Here is a 15741-nt window from a genome sequence, read left to right as displayed (position 1 = left end):
TTATTGCGCTGTGCGCTTCTCCAGTCCTTGGCTAAACTGCCGGATTATTCATTGCAAAGCGGTTCATCATGCTTCGTTTACTGTTCTGGATTGCCCTGATTGCTGCAGCAGTATGGTTCTGGCGCAAGTTCAAGCGCCCAGACGAAACCTCCCATACGTCCAGCGAACTCGATGCACCGCCCATGGTTCGCTGCGCCCATTGCGGCGTACACCTGCCACGCGACCGCGCGCTGAGCCTTCAACAACAGTGGTATTGCAGCCAGGCTCACCTCGAGCAAGGCCCGAGTTCACGTGATCGCTGAGATCTCGAGCCCTGGCGACAAACAGGCCCAGCGACTGCTGCGCCTCTATCATCTCTACCGTTTAAGCATCGGCCTCCTTCTGGTGCTGTTGATCTCCAGCAACATGGACAACCAGTTGCTGGAGTTCACCAACGACGACCTGCTGCGCAATGGCAGTTGGTTGTACCTGATTCTGAATATCCTGCTGGTGGTATTTGCGGGAAACCCCAGACAACCCGCACAGATCTTCGGCCTCACGCTGGTTGATATCCTGCTGTTATCAGTGCTGTTCTATGCCGCAGGTGGCGTCCCCAGCGCCATCGGCAATCTGCTGATCGTGTCCGTGGCGATCGGCAATACACTGCTGCGCCGGCGCATCGGCCTGCTGCTCGCGGCAGTCGCCGCCATCGGTATCATTTCCCTGACTTTCTCCCTGAGCGGCAGCCACCCGACTGGCGCCAATCACTACTTGCAAGCCGGCACCCTGGGCGCCCTGTGCTTTGCCGCAGCCTTGCTGGTGCAAGGCCTGACCCGACAACTGGAGGTCAGCGAGAGTCTGGCCCAGCAGCGCGCCAGCGAAGTGGTCAGCCTGGAAGCGCTCAATGCGCTGATCCTGCAACGCATGCGCACCGGCATCCTGGTACTCGACAGTGAGCGCCGGGTTCAGTTGGCCAATCACAGCGCCTTGAGTCTGTTTGGCCAGACACACCTCGACGGCCAACTCATCGACGATTATTCGACAGCCTTGGTCGAGCTCCTGCAACTCTGGTTCAACAACCCGACCTTGCGCCCACAAAGCCTGAAAGTCGCCCGCACTGGCCTGGAACTGCAACCGAGCTTCATCGCGCTGGGCCTGAACGAACAACGCCAGACCCTGGTATTTCTCGAAGACCTTGCCCAGGTCGCGCAACAAGCCCAGCAACTCAAGCTTGCAGCACTGGGGCGGCTGACAGCAGGCATTGCCCATGAAATCCGCAACCCATTGGGTGCCATCAGCCATGCGGCGCAGTTGCTGAACGAGTCTGAGGAACTGATCGGCGCCGACCGGCGTCTGACGCAGATTATTCAGGACCATTCTCAACGCATGAACCGAGTGATAGAAAACGTCCTGCAGCTTTCACGGCGCCAGCAAGTCGTACCGCAACGGCTCGACTTGAAGCAGTGGCTGGAGCAGTTCGTGTGCACGGTGCGCGAAGGAGCAACGGATCGCCAACAGATTCATCTGAACGCCGGTCCAGGCCCCTTCACCACTTTGATAGACCCAGACCAACTGACTCAGGTGCTCGATAACCTGTTGCGCAATGCCTGGCGCCACAGCGCCCTTGCGCACGAACAGGCCGAAGTCTGGCTCACGCTGTTTATCGACCCCGACAGTCAGCTTCCAACCCTGGATGTGCTGGACAATGGCCCCGGCGTTTCAGCGGAGCAGCAAGCGCATTTGTTCGAACCGTTCTTCACCACCAGTAGCCAGGGTACTGGCCTGGGTCTCTATCTGTCCCGTGAGCTGTGCGAAAGCAACCAGGCCCGCCTAGACTTCAAACCACGCCAAGGCGGCGGCTGCTTTCGCATCACCTTTGCTCACGGACGGAAACAAAGTTGAAGACAAGCCCACGGCAAAAAGTCCTGATCGTCGATGACGAACCGGATATTCGCGAACTTCTGGAAATCACCCTCGGCCGAATGAAACTCGATACGCTGAGCGCGCGTAATGTCGGCGAAGCGCGGTCGTTGCTGGCCCAGGAGCGGTTCGACCTGTGCCTGACCGATATGCGCTTGCCCGACGGTACCGGCCTGGAGCTGGTGCAGCACATTCAGCTGACCCATCCCTACGTGCCTGTGGCGATGATCACCGCTTATGGCAGCCTTGATACCGCCATCAACGCGCTGAAAGCCGGTGCCTTCGACTTCCTGACCAAACCGGTGAACCTCACCCGACTGCGCGAGCTGGTGGTCAGCGCCCTGCGCTTGCCGGTCGCGGGCGACGCTGCCAGTGCCATCGATCGCCGGCTGCTCGGCGACTCAGTGCCCATGCGCAACCTGCGCACACAAATCGACAAACTGGCGCGCAGCCAGGCACCGGTGTACATCAGCGGCGAATCCGGCAGTGGAAAGGAGCTGGTCGCCCGACTGATTCATGAACAAGGTCCACGCAGCGGCCAGCCATTTGTGCCGGTCAACTGCGGGGCAATTCCGTCCGAATTGATGGAAAGCGAGTTTTTCGGTCATCGCAAAGGCAGTTTCAGCGGCGCCATCGAAGACAAACCCGGGCTGTTCCAGGCGGCTAACGGTGGGACGTTGTTTCTCGATGAAGTGGCCGACTTGCCGCTGGCGATGCAGGTCAAGTTGCTGCGCGCGATTCAGGAGAAGGCGGTACGCAGCATCGGCGGACAGCAGGAAGCCATCATTAATGTGCGAATACTCTGTGCGACCCACAGGGATCTGGACGCCGAAGTGGCCGCTGGGCGCTTTCGGCAGGATTTGTACTATCGGCTGAATGTCATCGAGTTGCGCGTCCCGCCGCTACGCGAGCGCCGTGACGACATCGAGCTGCTGGCCAGTCATGTACTCAAGCGTCTCGCGGCAGTCAGCGGCTTGCCGGCCGCCCATCTCCAGCCGCAAGCCCTCGATGCACTCAAGCACTACCGTTTTCCGGGTAACGTCCGCGAGTTGGAGAACATGCTCGAACGCGCGTACACCCTGTGCGAAAACAAGCAGATCGAAGCCAGCGACCTGCGCCTGACTGATGGCAATTGCAGCGCCGACACCGGATTGCCGGACCTGACGAAAATCGACAACCTTGAGCAGTATCTGGAGAACGTCGAACGCAAACTGATTCTCCAGGCGCTCGAAGAAACCCGCTGGAACCGCACAGCGGCGGCCCAACGGCTGAACCTGTCGTTTCGGTCAATGCGTTACAGGCTGAAAAAGTTGGGGCTGGACTGAGGCCGTTTTATATAGACGACCCGGTCACCGTGGCGAGGGAGCTTGCTCCCGCTGGGGTGCGAAGCGGCCCAAAAATCAGACTGTGGACTTGCCAGCTTGGCGGCTGCTACGCAACCGAGCGGGAGCAAGCTCCCTCGCCACAGTCTGTGCTTTTACCTGAAGGGCTAGATTCGCCCGGCCGGCGCATAAGGCGCCGGATCGATAACCGGTTCGCGCCCCAGCATTACATCCGCAAACAACTGGCACGACGCCGGCGCCAGCACCAACCCGTTGCGGTAATGCCCGCAATTAAGCCATAACCCGGAAAATCCGGGCACTGCGCCAATGTACGGAATCCCTTCCGGCGAACCCGGCCGCAGCCCCGCCCAATGCCCGACCACTTCGGCCTCGGCCAGCGCCGGAATCAGCTCGACCGCCGAGGCCTTGAGGCTTTCCAGCGCGGACTCGGTCGGTGTCTTGTCGAACCCTTCATGTTCCAGTGTACTGCCGATCAGGATATGCCCGTCTCGGCGCGGAATGGCGTAACGGCCCTTGGCCAGAATCATGCTCGACAGGAAGTCAGACGCGCACTTGTAGAGAATCATCTGCCCCTTGACCGGCTCGACCGGCAGATCCAGGCCCAGGGTTTTCAGTAAATCACCGCTCCAGGCGCCAGCGGTCAGTACTACCTGATCGCCATGGATCGGGCCTTTTGAAGTCTCGACGCCCACTACCGCATCGCCTTCACGGATGAACGCGCTGACCTCGCACTGTTCGTGAATAGTCACGTTAGGCAGCGCCAGCAAGGCCGCCTTGAGCGACTTCACCAGTCGCGGGTTACGCACATTAGCGACATCGGCCATGTAGATTGCCCGCGAGAACCCCTGCCCCAATACCGGCACGGCATCGTGAGCAGCCGAAATATCCACAGGGCTCAGCGGACGATTTTCGCGTTTTGCCCAGGCCAGCGCCTCAGCCTCGTCATCCAGATCCAGCCAGTACAGGCCCGTGGTGTGCACCTCGGGATCGACCCCGGTGCTCGCAAACAGACGCTCAGCCAGTTGTGGATAAAAATCCTGGGACCAGTGGGCCAATGCGGTGACCGCCGGGCTGTAGCGCCACGGGTACAGCGGCGAAACGATGCCGCCACCGGCCCACGAAGATTCCTGCCCCACGTTCGAGCGATCCAGCAGGACCACGCTCTGCACGTGCGACGCCAGATTAAACGCGGTCAGCAGGCCGATCACCCCACCGCCGACAATCACCACTTGCTGTTGCTTGGCCATCATCTGATCCAACGATAAAAAAGACAGGGGGCGCCAAACGCGCCCGAGGAAAGGTACTCAGCGACCCCAGCAATCCTTGGTGGTCAGCCCGGTCGTCGCATTGTTCATGCCTCTGACGCCGGTGTTGCTGAGGGTGAAATCCCCACATTTGTCACTGGCCATCGTTGACCCGGCCTTGCGCACGGCGGTGAGCAAGAAGGTCTGATCGGTCAGTGTCGGGGTAATGGTGTAGTAGTCATTGCCGGCACTCAGCCCGGTAGCGTTGCTGTACACATTGTTTTTCGAATAGAACCGTTCAAGGTTTTGTGCCTGCTCGGACAGCAGCCCGGCAATTTCGGTGCGATGGCTTCGCTTCACGTACTCGGTAAGGAGTGGAGCGGAAATGGTCACCACAATCCCGATGATCGCAATCACGATCATAATTTCGATCAGGGTAAAACCTTGGTTGGATCTGCGCATTGCCTCAACTCTCACTTACTGTATTTGTCGCCACATGATTCGACGGCTACCACCGCCGGATTTTTCAACCAGAGTGGTGATGCCACCACTGGAGTCGTTCACGATCTTGCGGGTTGCACTGTTGACGATCGCATTCAGCGTCGGAATACCACCGGTAAAAATCACCCCGCTGGAGATCGTGTCGTTCGTGTCGACCAGGCCATCGCCATTGGTGTCGAGCACCGCATAGTTGAGCATCTTACCGCTGAACGCATCGAGTTCGACCAGTTTGCCGTTGCCAAAGCTGGAACAGGGGTCCGTGGTGTCGATGCTGGCCGTGGTAAATACAATTCGCCCGAGCACCAGGGCCGCCTGGTTGATCACCCGCTCACCGGTCAGGGCATTGTTGTACACCAGCGGCAAGTACCAGCCGTTCTGCGCCGGATAGGTCACGGGGTTCTGTGAGGTAGTGATGAACTGCCCCCCGGCGGTCCCCGTGAAAACCCCGGTCACAGCCTGCGCCTGCAAGCTCGACACGCTGATCTGCCCCGAACCGCCATCGGCATCCCACACCCCATAGAACGCTTGCAGGTCCTTGCTGAGCTTGTCAGCGGTCTCGTTGAATTTCCCGGTGCCGAAAAACACCTCTTTGCCGTTGATCGGATGGTCCGCCAGCAACGGTTGCGCAGTAATCGGCTGCGTCGCGCCGCCCGGTGCAGTGAATAGCGGCTTACCGGAAAAGGCCACGCCCCAGCTGGCGGGGTTCGAGCTGCTCAAGTCGAACTTCCACATCCGGCCTTTCAAATCACCGCCATAGGCCGCCTGCACAATGCTTTGCGAGTCGACCTTGAGCTTGACCGATGACAGGCCATTGGTGGTTTCGGTGCTGTCGATAACGATTTTCCTGATCAGCGAACCATCGCGAATATCCACCACGTACAGCGCGGCAACACCCGAATTGCTGCCGTAGCCATTGGAGATGAAGGCCGCCCAGCGACCATCGGCCAAGCGTGCCACTTCCGGCCGTGCGTAGGCATAACCCAGATCATTGAAAGCGTTCGCAGTGTTGGCGGTGGTCGGCGCGCTGATTTCCCACAAGGCGTTGGTCACGTTCCCCGCCGTCCCATCAAACAGCTGCACGGCGTAAAAGGTCTTGCCGCCCGCCCCCACGCCACCCAGGGCCAGGGTTTTCCAGGCGTTGTTGAGTTGGGCATCGAATACACCGACCTGGCCATCGTTGAGGAACTTGTGGCTGGTGCCATTGATGTAGGCGGTATCGGCGATGAAATGCAGCGACGACAGCACGCTGGAAGGCATGTAGCCGTAGAGCCGTGCACCGTTGCCGGCGTTGATGACATTGACAAAGCCATCGTTGGCATTCACCACCAGGCTGGTGTTCATGTTCGCGGCTTTGCTGGTCAGGAACGTGCTGTAACTGGTACTCCCGGCCAGGTCCGAAGCGGTTTTGTCAGTGGGCGATGCCAGCGTCAATGGCGAGTTGATGATGTCCCCAAGCAGCACGGCACGAGTCTTCAAACCGGTTTTATTGGTGCCCTTGCTCCACTCCACCAGATCGCTGCCGCTGATACCGGTCGGCAAGTTCTGGCTGAGGCTGGTTTGCTGGGTGCTGGAAAAGTTGCCGTAGGCCAGGGTAACCGCGGCGTTGGTTGTGGTGTTCCAGGACTGATAAGTCGGCGCCGTCGCGCCGGGAACAATGGCTGTGTCGGTGGTCCACAGCACCGAGGTGGTGTCCACGGCTCCGCTTGAGGTGAAGCCAAAGGCCTTGATCGTGCCGCGCCAGTCCTTGGGGTCGTAGCCGGTCTGAAAATAGCTGGAGCCACTGGTCAGCGTGTTGCTGCTGGCGACGCCGCTGCCACCCGAGCCAGCCTTGGTGGAGATGTTGCTCAAGGCTGCCGATAGCGCGGTGTTGAGGCTGGCGCTGTCGGTTGCCTGATAGTACTTGCCCTGCCCGTAACGGGCGGCATCCGCCAACATCTGATTGGCGGTCGCGAACCCCACCGTGTAGGTGTTCAGGTTCTGCTTGGGGAAGTCCGGGGAACTCCAGCTTTTGCCCGCCAGATCGGTACCAGTGGAGCGCATGTCGATGTCGAACGCGAATTTGGCGATGTCGTCCAGGTACAGGGTGTCACCCTCGTCATCGCCGTTTAGGTCGTTACCGTCATTGTTGATCCCGTCCCAGTTGGGCAGCCGGGTGCCACCGAGTGGATCGTCGTTCGGAAAACTCCGGTCGTATGTCGGCAGACCATCGGTGATGACCACCCCGTAGTTCTTCTGGCAGCGGTACTGGATCGGACTGGTGTAGGTGGCTGGCCCAGAGTTGTAGTACGGCGTCATGCCGCGAAAATAGCGGGTGATTTCGTAGTAGGTTTCTGCCAGTGGTGTATTGGATATCGCGCTCAGGGCGCCGATGGAAGAGATCAGCGCGTTGTAGTTGGCGTCCGCCTGGGGCTGGGTCACGCTGCCGCTGACCGCCGTCAGATCGCTGATCTCGTTGACGATGTAACCGCCATTACCGGCATTATTGTTGCCGATACCACTGCCAACGCCGTTGCCATGATTACCATCACTGTTGCCATGGGTATTCGGCGAGTTATAGGTTGCCAGACCGAAACGCAGCCCGCGATTACTGGTGATCAGCGCCGTGGCTACGTTGCGCGCCACGTTGATTCGGTAGTCATTGGGTATCGAGCCGTCGGTGAAGTCGCGATTGTTGCCGTTGGCCAGGCTCACCAGGTAGGAAATGTAGTTATCGGAATAACGGGTGTTGCCGCCGCCCACCGGGTCAGGGAGCTTGAGGCACAGCGGCGTCAGGCTGTTTTTGTAGAACGCGTAGTAACCGCTGGAACATCCCGACTGGGGCAAACTGGACAGCAGGATCGGATCGCCAACGATAGCCGAGCCACTAAAGCACAAGCCAAAGAGCGCGTTACATTGCTGGGCCGGAGTTCGTGAAACGGTCGGGTCAAACCCCGAGGCATAGATGATGCTGTTCATGCTCCCCGAATCATCAAGCAGCAGTAGTACGTTTGGCGCGACTGCCGACGCGCCGAGCAGTGGTGAATCCGATGGCGTGAAGGCATACGCCGGTGCGGCCAGATAAAGCCCCAGCAGCCAGCCGCAGACTAACTGCGTCAACCAACGGCGCGGCTCCCGACGACGAGCCTCAGTATTTCGCATAGATGCTCTCCACCACACTGCGCGAAGTACCCGCCAACCCGACGGCCGTGACCCGATAGAGCGTCGCCGAAGTGTTGCTTGGGATATTCACGGCGCTCAACGTAGTGCCCAGGTTCTGCACACCGTAAAAGCCGCTGCCGGCAGCGATCCAGGTCACCCCGGAGGTGGCGTTGAAGCCAGCAGCCGTGATCACTGAAGATTCGGCCGGCGGGGCACATTGGGTGGTGTTGGCGCAGGCCGCCAGGGTGTATGCGCTCAGTTGTACGGCGCTTTCACCGATCCGCAACGCTGCCTCTGCGCCCTGGAAAGATTGATTGCGCAGCGTCACGCTGCCGGCCATTTTCTCCTGGAGCGTGGCGTTCTGCATCGACGAGATACCAATCAGCGTCAACAGCAGCAGAAACACCAGGCTCATCAGCAGTGCCATGCCGCGTTGGGCGCGTGCCTTGAGGGGAGGACGGATCATCGGCATCGCCCCTACATCAACCGGTTGCGCAAAGCGGCAACCACGTTGAAAGTCTGATTGCGCACGCGGTTGTTGGGATCCGTCAGGGTCAGGGTCAAACGCACACTGCGGATTCGCGTCGGGTCGGTCGGATTGCTGCTGTAACTCGACGCGGCAACATCGGTGGCGCTGGTGGCCATGCCGAAGGTCACGTTGAAAGCACTGACGTTGTTCACCAGTACCGCCGATGCACCGCCGGTGCCAGAGGTCATCAGGATCTGGCCATTGCTCAGGCTATAGGCCAACCGTCGGATCGGAAACGCCAGTTGCCCGGCTGCGGGGGTGTGCGCCCCTGAGTAGGCCGTTGCGCTGGTTCGGCAGTCAGACACCACAGTCCAGGTAGGCACGCCACCGTTGCCGCCGACATCCGACGTCACCAGGGTCAGTTTGAGCGCGGTGTTGTCCCAACTGATGGGGGTGATCTGGTTGGCATTGAAGTCGCCGGCCGAGCTCGCGTCGGTAATCGTCCCCAGGCAACCGAACATCCCGACCATGCGAATTTCCTGAATCATTTTGCTCAGGACAAACCGCGCATCCTCCTGCATCCCGGCAGAAGTGCTCTGGCTGATGTAGGTGCTTTTCGCCGATATAAAAATCTGCGCCACGCCGAGCACCACGATCAGGCTGATCGCCATGGCGATCATCAGCTCGATCAGACCAAACCCTCGGGAAGAACGATTCATGGCGTCGTCACTGGATCGACGGTGGCACGACTGCTCAGGACAAAGCTGCGAGTCGAAGTAGCGGCGGCTGCCCGCGAGTCATCCCAGGTAATGGTGATGGTATACACCCGCTGGTTCAGGGTAATGCTGCCCGTAGCGGTCGGGCCGCCGAAGCTGATGATATTGGTGGTGAAGTCATACAGGTCCTGATCCCGGGTGACATTCAAATTGCCCGAGGTCGGTGGCGTGACGGTGTAGTCGGCCGCGGAATTGGCTCGAATCCGGTCCATCATGTCGTAGGCAATAAAGCTCGCCTGGCTGCTCATGAGCGAGCTGTCGGTGTACTTCAGCGCATTCAGCTGAGTCGCCGCCGCGCCCAATAGCCCTACGCTCAGAATCAACAGCGCAACCAACACTTCGATCAGTGTCATGCCGTCCTGTGCACGCGATCCCGCTCCTGTCATCCGCAACTTCCACCCAAGACAATCCGTCCGTTTAGACACACGCTGAGCGTCCGGCTCTGCGCCCCTGATACGTAATTGAACAGCACTGCCGTGGCCGGCGCCGACAACCCACCCAAGTTGTTGAAATCGATGCTGGTCACTCCAGAGGTTAGCGTCAGAGTGGCGCCGCTGCTCATTGCCGGAATAACCCGCAATACATTCGCCGGCGAGCCGGTGCTGTCGTACACCGTCAACTCCCCGGTCCAGACGCTGCCGCCGGCGGTTGGCCGGATGCGCGTAGTGATGCCCCGGTCGATCGCCTCCAGGCGGGCGTAATTGAGTCCTCGCTGCAAATCACTGATTTCGGTATCGGCCTTGGCGTTCTGTATTGAACTGTTGAACGCCGGGACCGCCAGGGTGAGCAGAATCGCCATGACCGCAAGGATCACCAGCAATTCGACCAGCGTGAAACCTTTTGTACGATGATTCATCGCTGCCCTCCGCTGCCAACGACTACACCTAGCTGTATCAAGCTAGAACATTCAACCGGTAGCCGCAGGGTTGTTTTGACATTCGTTGCACAACCCAACGCCCTCTCCAGGGAAGGAGATGCCATGCATCAGAAGGGTTTCGGTCTGATAGAACTGCTTATCGGACTGGCAATCGCAGCGATCGTTCTGCACCAGGTCAGTCCGGTGCTCAGCGAGTACACGCAATCAGTGAGTCGCGAGACCGCGGCGCAAACACTCGCCAGCGGCATGCGCAACGCCCGCACCGAGGCCATCCTGCGCAATCAGACCCTTGTCATCCACGCGTTGAACGACGATTGGGGTCAAGGCTGGCGAATCATTCTGGACATTAGTGGCGAGGGGCATCAGGACAGCAGCAACCCGCTGTTGCTCGAGCGCCAGACAAGCGTCGGGGTGCCGATTGTGGGCAATCGGCCGGTGAGGAGTTTTGTACGGTTCAGCGGTCTGGGCGAGCCGCAGTTGCCCAGCGGTGCCTTTCAGGCCGGGACGTTGCACATCTGCGCGGACCGCGAGCCGGTCAGTCATCACCAGGTGGTGCTGTCCAGAAGCGGCCGCGTCAGCCTGCGCAGCGACAAGGCCGAGCAGGCCTTGTGTGCGGGAGGTGAGGAATCAGAGCAGGGAGCGAACGCGTAGCTCTTTGGGCATGGAGAAGGTGATGTTCTCCTCGCGACCGGCCAGTTCATCGGCGCCGGTAGCGCCCCAGGCCTGCAGTTGCTCGATAACGCCACGAACCAGCACTTCCGGTGCTGAGGCCCCGGCGGTGATGCCGATACGCTCGACGCCATCGAACCAGCTACGCTGCATGTCTTCGGCACCGTCGATCAGGTACGCCGGGGTAGACATGCGCTCAGCCAGCTCGCGCAAGCGGTTGGAGTTGGAGCTGTTCGGGCTGCCGACCACCAGCACCACGTCACATTCGTCAGCCAGTTGCTTGACGGCGTCCTGACGGTTTTGCGTGGCGTAGCAGATGTCGTCCTTGCGTGGGCCGCCAATGGCCGGGAAGCGAGTGCGCAAGGCATCGATCACACGGCTGGTGTCGTCCATCGACAAGGTGGTCTGAGTGACGAAGGCGAGTGTTTCAGGATTGCGCACATTCAACGCGGCAACGTCCTTTTCGTCTTCGACGAGGTAGATCGCACCACCGTTGCTGGCGTCGTACTGGCCCATGGTGCCTTCGACTTCCGGGTGACCGGCGTGGCCGATCAGAATGCACTCACGACCGTCGCGGCTGTAGCGCGCCACTTCGATGTGCACTTTGGTCACCAATGGGCAAGTCGCATCGAAGACCTTCAGGCCACGGCCTGCAGCTTCGGTACGAACGGCCTGGGAAACCCCATGGGCGCTGAAAATCACGATGACGTCGTCCGGCACCTGATCCAGTTCTTCAACGAAGATTGCCCCGCGTGCGCGCAGGTCTTCAACGACGAATTTGTTGTGGACCACTTCGTGGCGTACATAGATTGGCGGCCCGAAGACTTCCAGGGCGCGGTTGACGATTTCGATCGCCCGGTCCACGCCGGCGCAGAAGCCACGGGGGTTGGCGAGTTTGATTTGCATGCTGTGCCTCGTGTCTTGCGCGCAAGAAATTAGATCATTTGTAGGAGCTGAGCTTGCTCGCGATGACTGATTGTCAGTCAACATCAATGTTGAATGTCAGGCCCTCATCGCCAGCAAGCTCAGCTCCTACAGGTTACAGCGCTTTGACGTTGATGATTTCTACGTCAAAGGTCAATGTCTTGCCAGCCAGCGGGTGGTTGAAGTCGATGGTCACCTGAGCGTCATCGAATGCCTTGACCACACCGGGCAGCTCAGTATTCGCCGCATCGTTGAAGATCACCAGCAGGCCTTCGGACAGTTCCATATCCTGGAACTGCGAACGCGGGATGATCTGCACGTTTTGCGGGTTGGGCTGGCCAAAGGCGTTTTCTGGCTGAATCGTCAGATTACGCTTGTCACCCGCCTTGAAGCCAAACAGCGCAGCTTCGAAACCTGGCAGCAGGTTGCCGTCGCCGACCTTGAAGGTCGCCGGGGCTTTGTCGAAGGTGCTGTCGACGGTGTCGCCGTTCTCCAGGCGCAATGCAAAGTGCAATGTGACTTCCGTGTTCTGGCCGATGCGTTGCTCAGCCAATACCTGTTCAGTCATGAACGGCTTCTCCGGTCTTCTTGCTTTTGAACATATCCAGCGCGAGCATCACAGCCCCGACGCTGATGGCGCTGTCGGCAAAGTTGAACGCCGGGAAATACCAGCGGTTCTGCCAATGCACCAGAATGAAATCGATCACATGGCCCAGGGCAATGCGGTCGTACAGGTTGCCCAGCGCGCCGCCGAGCACCAGTGCCAGCGCAATCGCCAGCCAGGTGTCGTTGCGCCCCAGACGCTTGAGCCAGACCACCAGCACCGCACTGACCACAACCGCGATCAGGGCAAACAACCAGCGCTGCCAGCCGGAGCTGTCAGCCAGGAAACTGAAGGCCGCGCCTGTGTTGTAGGCCAGGGTCCAGCTGAAATAATCAGGGATCACCACGATTTGCTGGTACATGGTCAGCGAGCTTTCGAAGTGGAACTTGCTGGCCTGGTCAATGACCAGAACCAGCACGCTCAACCAGAGCCAGCTCAGCCGTCCGAAACGGCTAGCAGCATTAGGCATAGTGACGAACCTCGCCAGCACCGCTGATGTTGTCGACGCAACGACCGCAGATTTCCGGATGCTCGGGGTTCACGCCAACGTCTTCACGGCAGTGCCAGCAACGGGCGCACTTGGCGAAGCTCGACTTGACCACTTTGAGTTTCAGACCGCTGACTTCGGTTTCAACCGCGTCGGCCGGCGCTTGCACGAACGGTGCAATGCTCGCGGTCGAGGTGATCAGCACGAAGCGCAGTTCGTTGCTCAGCTTGGCCAGGTCGGCGCTCAGCGCCTCTTCGGCGAACAGCGTCACTTCGGCTTGCAGGTTACCGCCCACGGCCTTGGCCGCGCGCTGGATTTCCATTTCCTTGTTGACCGCGACCTTGACCGCCATGATCCGCTCCCAGTAGGCGCGGTCCAGTTCGAAGCCTTCCGGCAACTCGCTGAGGCCTTCGTACCAGGTGTTGAGCATGACCGATTCATTGCGCTCGCCCGGCAGGTATTGCCACAGCTCATCAGCGGTGAACGCGAGGATCGGCGCGATCCAGCGCACCAGCGCTTCGGAGATGTGGAACAGCGCAGTTTGCGCCGAACGGCGGGCCTTGCTGTTGGCGCCAGTGGTGTACTGACGGTCCTTGATGATGTCGAGGTAGAAACCGCCCAGCTCCTGCACGCAGAAGTTGTGCACCTTGGAGTAGACGTTCCAGAAACGGTATTCACCGTAGTGCTCTTGCAGCTCGCGTTGCAGCAGCAAGGTACGGTCCACGGCCCAACGATCCAGCGCGAGCATTTCTTCTGCCGGCAGGATGTCGGTGGCCGGATTGAAACCGGTCAGGTTGGAAAGCAGGAAGCGCGCGGTGTTACGGATCCGCCGGTAGGCGTCCGCACTGCGTTGCAGGATCTGGTCGGAAACCGCCATTTCACCCGAATAATCGGTCGAAGCGACCCACAGGCGCATGATATCGGCGCCCAGGGTGTCGTTGACTTTCTGCGGCGCGATCACGTTGCCCAGGGACTTGGACATCTTGCGACCGGCTTCGTCGACGGTGAAACCGTGGGTCAGCAGTTCGCGGTACGGCGCATGGTTGTCGATGGCGCAACCGGTCAACAGCGACGAGTGGAACCAGCCGCGGTGTTGGTCGGAACCTTCCAGGTACAGGTCGGCACGCGGACCGTTCTCGTGGCCCATCGGGTGCGAACCGCGCAGGACGTGCCAGTGCGTGGTGCCCGAATCGAACCAGACGTCGAGGGTGTCGCTGATCTTGTCGTACTGCGGCGCTTCGTCACCGAGCAACTCGGCTGCGTCCATCTTGAACCAGGCTTCGATGCCCTCGACTTCGACGCGCTGGGCGACCTCTTCCATCAGCTCGACGGTACGTGGGTGCAGTTCGCCGCTTTCCTTGTGCAGGAAGAACGGGATCGGCACGCCCCAGTTGCGCTGACGGGAGATGCACCAGTCCGGACGGTTGGCGATCATCGAATGCAGGCGCGCCTGGCCCCAGGCCGGTACGAATTTGGTGTCTTCGATGGCTTTGATCGCGCGTTTGCGCAAGGTGTCGCCCGTTGCCGGCTGTTTGTCCATGCCGATGAACCACTGCGCCGTAGCGCGGTAGATCAGCGGGGTCTTGTGACGCCAGCAGTGCATGTAGCTGTGTTCGATGATGCTGGTGTGCAGCAGCGCACCGACTTCCGTCAGCTTGTCGACGATAGCCGGGTTGGCCTTCCAGATGAACTGGCCGCCAAAAAACTCCAGCGACGGCACGTAAACGCCGTTGCTTTGCACCGGATTGAGGATGTCGTCGTTGACCATGCCGTAAGCTTTGCAGGTCACGAAGTCGTCTACACCGTAGGCCGGCGAGGAGTGAACCACGCCAGTGCCGGCGCCCAGTTCGACGTACTCGGCCAGGTAAACCGGCGACAGGCGATCGTAGAACGGGTGACGGAAGTTGATCAGTTCCAGCGCCGCACCAGTGGCGGTGGCGATGACCGAGCCTTCGAGGTTGTAGCGAGCCAGGCACGACTCGACCAGCTCTTCAGCCAAGACCAGCAGTTTGTCGCCGACGTCGACCAGGGCGTAGTTGAACTCGGGGTGAACGTTCAGCGCCTGGTTGGCCGGGATGGTCCACGGGGTGGTGGTCCAGATCACGATCGAAGCCGGTTTGCCCAACGATGGCAGGCCGAAGGCGGCAGCCAGTTTGGCTTCGTCGGCAATCGGGAAGGCGACGTCGATGGTCGAGGACTTTTTGTTCTCGTATTCAACTTCGGCTTCAGCCAGGGCCGAACCGCAGTCGAAGCACCAGTTCACAGGCTTGAGGCCCTTGAACACGAAACCACCCTTGACGATTTCCGCCAAGGCGCGGATTTCGCCGGCCTCGTTCTTGAAATCCATGGTCTTGTACGGGTTGGCGAAGTCACCCAGCACACCCAGGCGGATGAACTCGGACTTCTGGCCTTCGATCTGCTCGGTGGCGTAGGCACGGCACAGCTCACGGGTTTTATCCGCCGTGAGGTTCTTGCCGTGGGTCACTTCGACTTTGTGCTCGATCGGCAGACCGTGGCAGTCCCAGCCCGGAACATAAGGCGCATCGAAACCCGAAAGGGTCTTCGAGCGGATGATCATGTCCTTGAGAATCTTGTTGAGCGCATGACCGATATGAATGGTGCCGTTGGCGTACGGAGGACCGTCGTGCAGAACGAACTTCGGACGATCCTTACCAATCTCACGCAACTTCTGGTACAGGCCAATGCTGTCCCAGCGCTGCAGAATCTGCGGTTCGCGCTGAGGCAGGCCGGCCTTCATTGGGAAGGCGGTGTCCGGAAGGTTTAGCGTGGCTTTATAGTCGGTCATTTAA

At 59.8% G+C, this 15741-nt stretch carries 15 protein-coding genes; 4 read left to right on the top strand and 11 right to left on the bottom strand.

Features of this window, described 5'->3' with window-relative positions; genetic code table 11:
- Nucleotides 1-68: 68 nt before the first annotated feature.
- The 3 genes from AC1RJ3_RS02390 to AC1RJ3_RS02380 are packed head-to-tail and all read left to right on the top strand — an operon-like array spanning nt 69 to nt 3224.
- Nucleotides 69-302 (top strand): PP0621 family protein, encoded by a 234-nt coding sequence (locus AC1RJ3_RS02390; RefSeq protein WP_054595528.1) that lies wholly within the window; start codon nt 69-71, stop codon nt 300-302.
- Nucleotides 292-1881, top strand: a complete 1590-nt coding sequence (locus AC1RJ3_RS02385; RefSeq protein ID WP_493077258.1) for a sensor histidine kinase — start codon at nt 292-294, stop codon at nt 1879-1881. The genes AC1RJ3_RS02390 and AC1RJ3_RS02385 overlap by 11 nt, the downstream gene beginning before the upstream one ends.
- Entirely contained in the window at nt 1878-3224 is a 1347-nt protein-coding gene (locus AC1RJ3_RS02380) for a sigma-54-dependent transcriptional regulator (RefSeq protein ID WP_347928852.1), read from the top strand. Before AC1RJ3_RS02385 ends, AC1RJ3_RS02380 begins: the two co-directional genes overlap by 4 nt.
- 164 nt (nt 3225-3388) lie before the next feature.
- Here AC1RJ3_RS02380 and thiO read toward each other — a convergent pair whose 3' ends face one another.
- The 7 genes from thiO to AC1RJ3_RS02345 are packed head-to-tail and all read right to left on the bottom strand — an operon-like array spanning nt 3389 to nt 10226.
- Nucleotides 3389-4489, bottom strand: a complete 1101-nt coding sequence (gene thiO / locus AC1RJ3_RS02375; protein ID WP_493077255.1) for a glycine oxidase ThiO — start codon at nt 4487-4489, stop codon at nt 3389-3391.
- Nucleotides 4490-4546: 57 nt separating this feature from the next.
- Entirely contained in the window at nt 4547-4948 is a 402-nt protein-coding gene (locus AC1RJ3_RS02370; protein ID WP_054595524.1) for a type IV pilin protein, read from the bottom strand.
- A gap of 15 nt (nt 4949-4963) precedes the next feature.
- On the bottom strand, nt 4964-8125 hold the full coding sequence (locus AC1RJ3_RS02365) for a pilus assembly protein (RefSeq protein ID WP_493077253.1): 3162 nt from the start codon (nt 8123-8125) through the stop codon (nt 4964-4966).
- Nucleotides 8112-8597 carry a pilus assembly PilX family protein gene (locus AC1RJ3_RS02360; protein WP_427546457.1) on the bottom strand — a complete coding sequence of 162 codons (486 nt, stop codon included), beginning with the start codon at nt 8595-8597 and terminating at the stop codon, nt 8112-8114. Before AC1RJ3_RS02360 ends, AC1RJ3_RS02365 begins: the two co-directional genes overlap by 14 nt.
- 5 nt (nt 8598-8602) lie before the next feature.
- Complete coding sequence (locus AC1RJ3_RS02355) at nt 8603-9313, bottom strand: PilW family protein (protein WP_347928848.1); 711 nt, start codon at nt 9311-9313, stop codon at nt 8603-8605.
- Complete coding sequence (pilV, locus tag AC1RJ3_RS02350; RefSeq protein WP_347928847.1) at nt 9310-9756, bottom strand: type IV pilus modification protein PilV; 447 nt, start codon at nt 9754-9756, stop codon at nt 9310-9312. Before pilV ends, AC1RJ3_RS02355 begins: the two co-directional genes overlap by 4 nt.
- A complete protein-coding gene (locus AC1RJ3_RS02345; RefSeq protein WP_054595520.1) occupies nt 9753-10226 on the bottom strand; it encodes a GspH/FimT family pseudopilin in 474 nt (157 codons plus the stop codon). Before AC1RJ3_RS02345 ends, pilV begins: the two co-directional genes overlap by 4 nt.
- 123 nt (nt 10227-10349) lie before the next feature.
- Here AC1RJ3_RS02345 and AC1RJ3_RS02340 point away from each other — a divergent pair, with 123 nt between their 5' ends.
- Nucleotides 10350-10898, top strand: coding sequence for a GspH/FimT family pseudopilin (locus AC1RJ3_RS02340; protein WP_054595519.1), 549 nt, complete (start codon nt 10350-10352; stop codon nt 10896-10898).
- On the opposite strand, the gene ispH is transcribed toward AC1RJ3_RS02340, so the two are convergent.
- The 4 genes from ispH to ileS all read right to left on the bottom strand — a co-directional run bounded on the left by ispH (nt 10875) and on the right by ileS (nt 15737).
- A complete protein-coding gene (ispH, locus tag AC1RJ3_RS02335) occupies nt 10875-11822 on the bottom strand; it encodes a 4-hydroxy-3-methylbut-2-enyl diphosphate reductase (RefSeq protein WP_103319409.1) in 948 nt (315 codons plus the stop codon). The genes AC1RJ3_RS02340 and ispH overlap by 24 nt on opposite strands.
- A 133-nt stretch (nt 11823-11955) precedes the next feature.
- Nucleotides 11956-12393: an FKBP-type peptidyl-prolyl cis-trans isomerase gene (gene fkpB / locus AC1RJ3_RS02330; protein ID WP_173860013.1), complete on the bottom strand. Its 438-nt coding sequence runs from the start codon at nt 12391-12393 to the stop codon at nt 11956-11958.
- 7 nt (nt 12394-12400) lie between these two features.
- Complete coding sequence (lspA, locus tag AC1RJ3_RS02325) at nt 12401-12913, bottom strand: signal peptidase II (protein ID WP_019691622.1); 513 nt, start codon at nt 12911-12913, stop codon at nt 12401-12403.
- Nucleotides 12906-15737, bottom strand: a complete 2832-nt coding sequence (ileS, locus tag AC1RJ3_RS02320) for an isoleucine--tRNA ligase (RefSeq protein WP_054595516.1) — start codon at nt 15735-15737, stop codon at nt 12906-12908. Before ileS ends, lspA begins: the two co-directional genes overlap by 8 nt.
- Between the last annotated feature and the right edge of the window lie 4 nt (nt 15738-15741).

This window comes from Pseudomonas sp. GW822-FHT04C11, from assembly GCF_058800905.1.
The sequence above is the reverse complement of the archived record's forward strand: the minus strand, read 5'-3'. Positions and strand labels throughout refer to the sequence as shown.

Excerpts from the sequence above, each read along its gene's own strand:
- pilV (WP_347928847.1), bottom strand. The coding sequence starts at position 9,756 with ATGACAGGAGCGGGATCGCGTGCACAGGACGGCATGACACTGATCGAA.
- AC1RJ3_RS02340 (WP_054595519.1), top strand. The coding sequence starts at position 10,350 with ATGCATCAGAAGGGTTTCGGTCTGATAGAACTGCTTATCGGACTGGCA.
- AC1RJ3_RS02355 (WP_347928848.1), bottom strand. The coding sequence starts at position 9,313 with ATGAATCGTTCTTCCCGAGGGTTTGGTCTGATCGAGCTGATGATCGCC.
- AC1RJ3_RS02365 (WP_493077253.1), bottom strand. The coding sequence starts at position 8,125 with ATGCGAAATACTGAGGCTCGTCGTCGGGAGCCGCGCCGTTGGTTGACG.
- AC1RJ3_RS02370 (WP_054595524.1), bottom strand. The coding sequence starts at position 4,948 with ATGCGCAGATCCAACCAAGGTTTTACCCTGATCGAAATTATGATCGTG.
- AC1RJ3_RS02345 (WP_054595520.1), bottom strand. The coding sequence starts at position 10,226 with ATGAATCATCGTACAAAAGGTTTCACGCTGGTCGAATTGCTGGTGATC.
- ispH (WP_103319409.1), bottom strand. The coding sequence starts at position 11,822 with ATGCAAATCAAACTCGCCAACCCCCGTGGCTTCTGCGCCGGCGTGGAC.
- AC1RJ3_RS02390 (WP_054595528.1), top strand. The coding sequence starts at position 69 with ATGCTTCGTTTACTGTTCTGGATTGCCCTGATTGCTGCAGCAGTATGG.
- thiO (WP_493077255.1), bottom strand. The coding sequence starts at position 4,489 with ATGGCCAAGCAACAGCAAGTGGTGATTGTCGGCGGTGGGGTGATCGGC.
- AC1RJ3_RS02360 (WP_427546457.1), bottom strand. The coding sequence starts at position 8,597 with ATGCCGATGATCCGTCCTCCCCTCAAGGCACGCGCCCAACGCGGCATG.
- ileS (WP_054595516.1), bottom strand. The coding sequence starts at position 15,737 with ATGACCGACTATAAAGCCACGCTAAACCTTCCGGACACCGCCTTCCCA.
- lspA (WP_019691622.1), bottom strand. The coding sequence starts at position 12,913 with ATGCCTAATGCTGCTAGCCGTTTCGGACGGCTGAGCTGGCTCTGGTTG.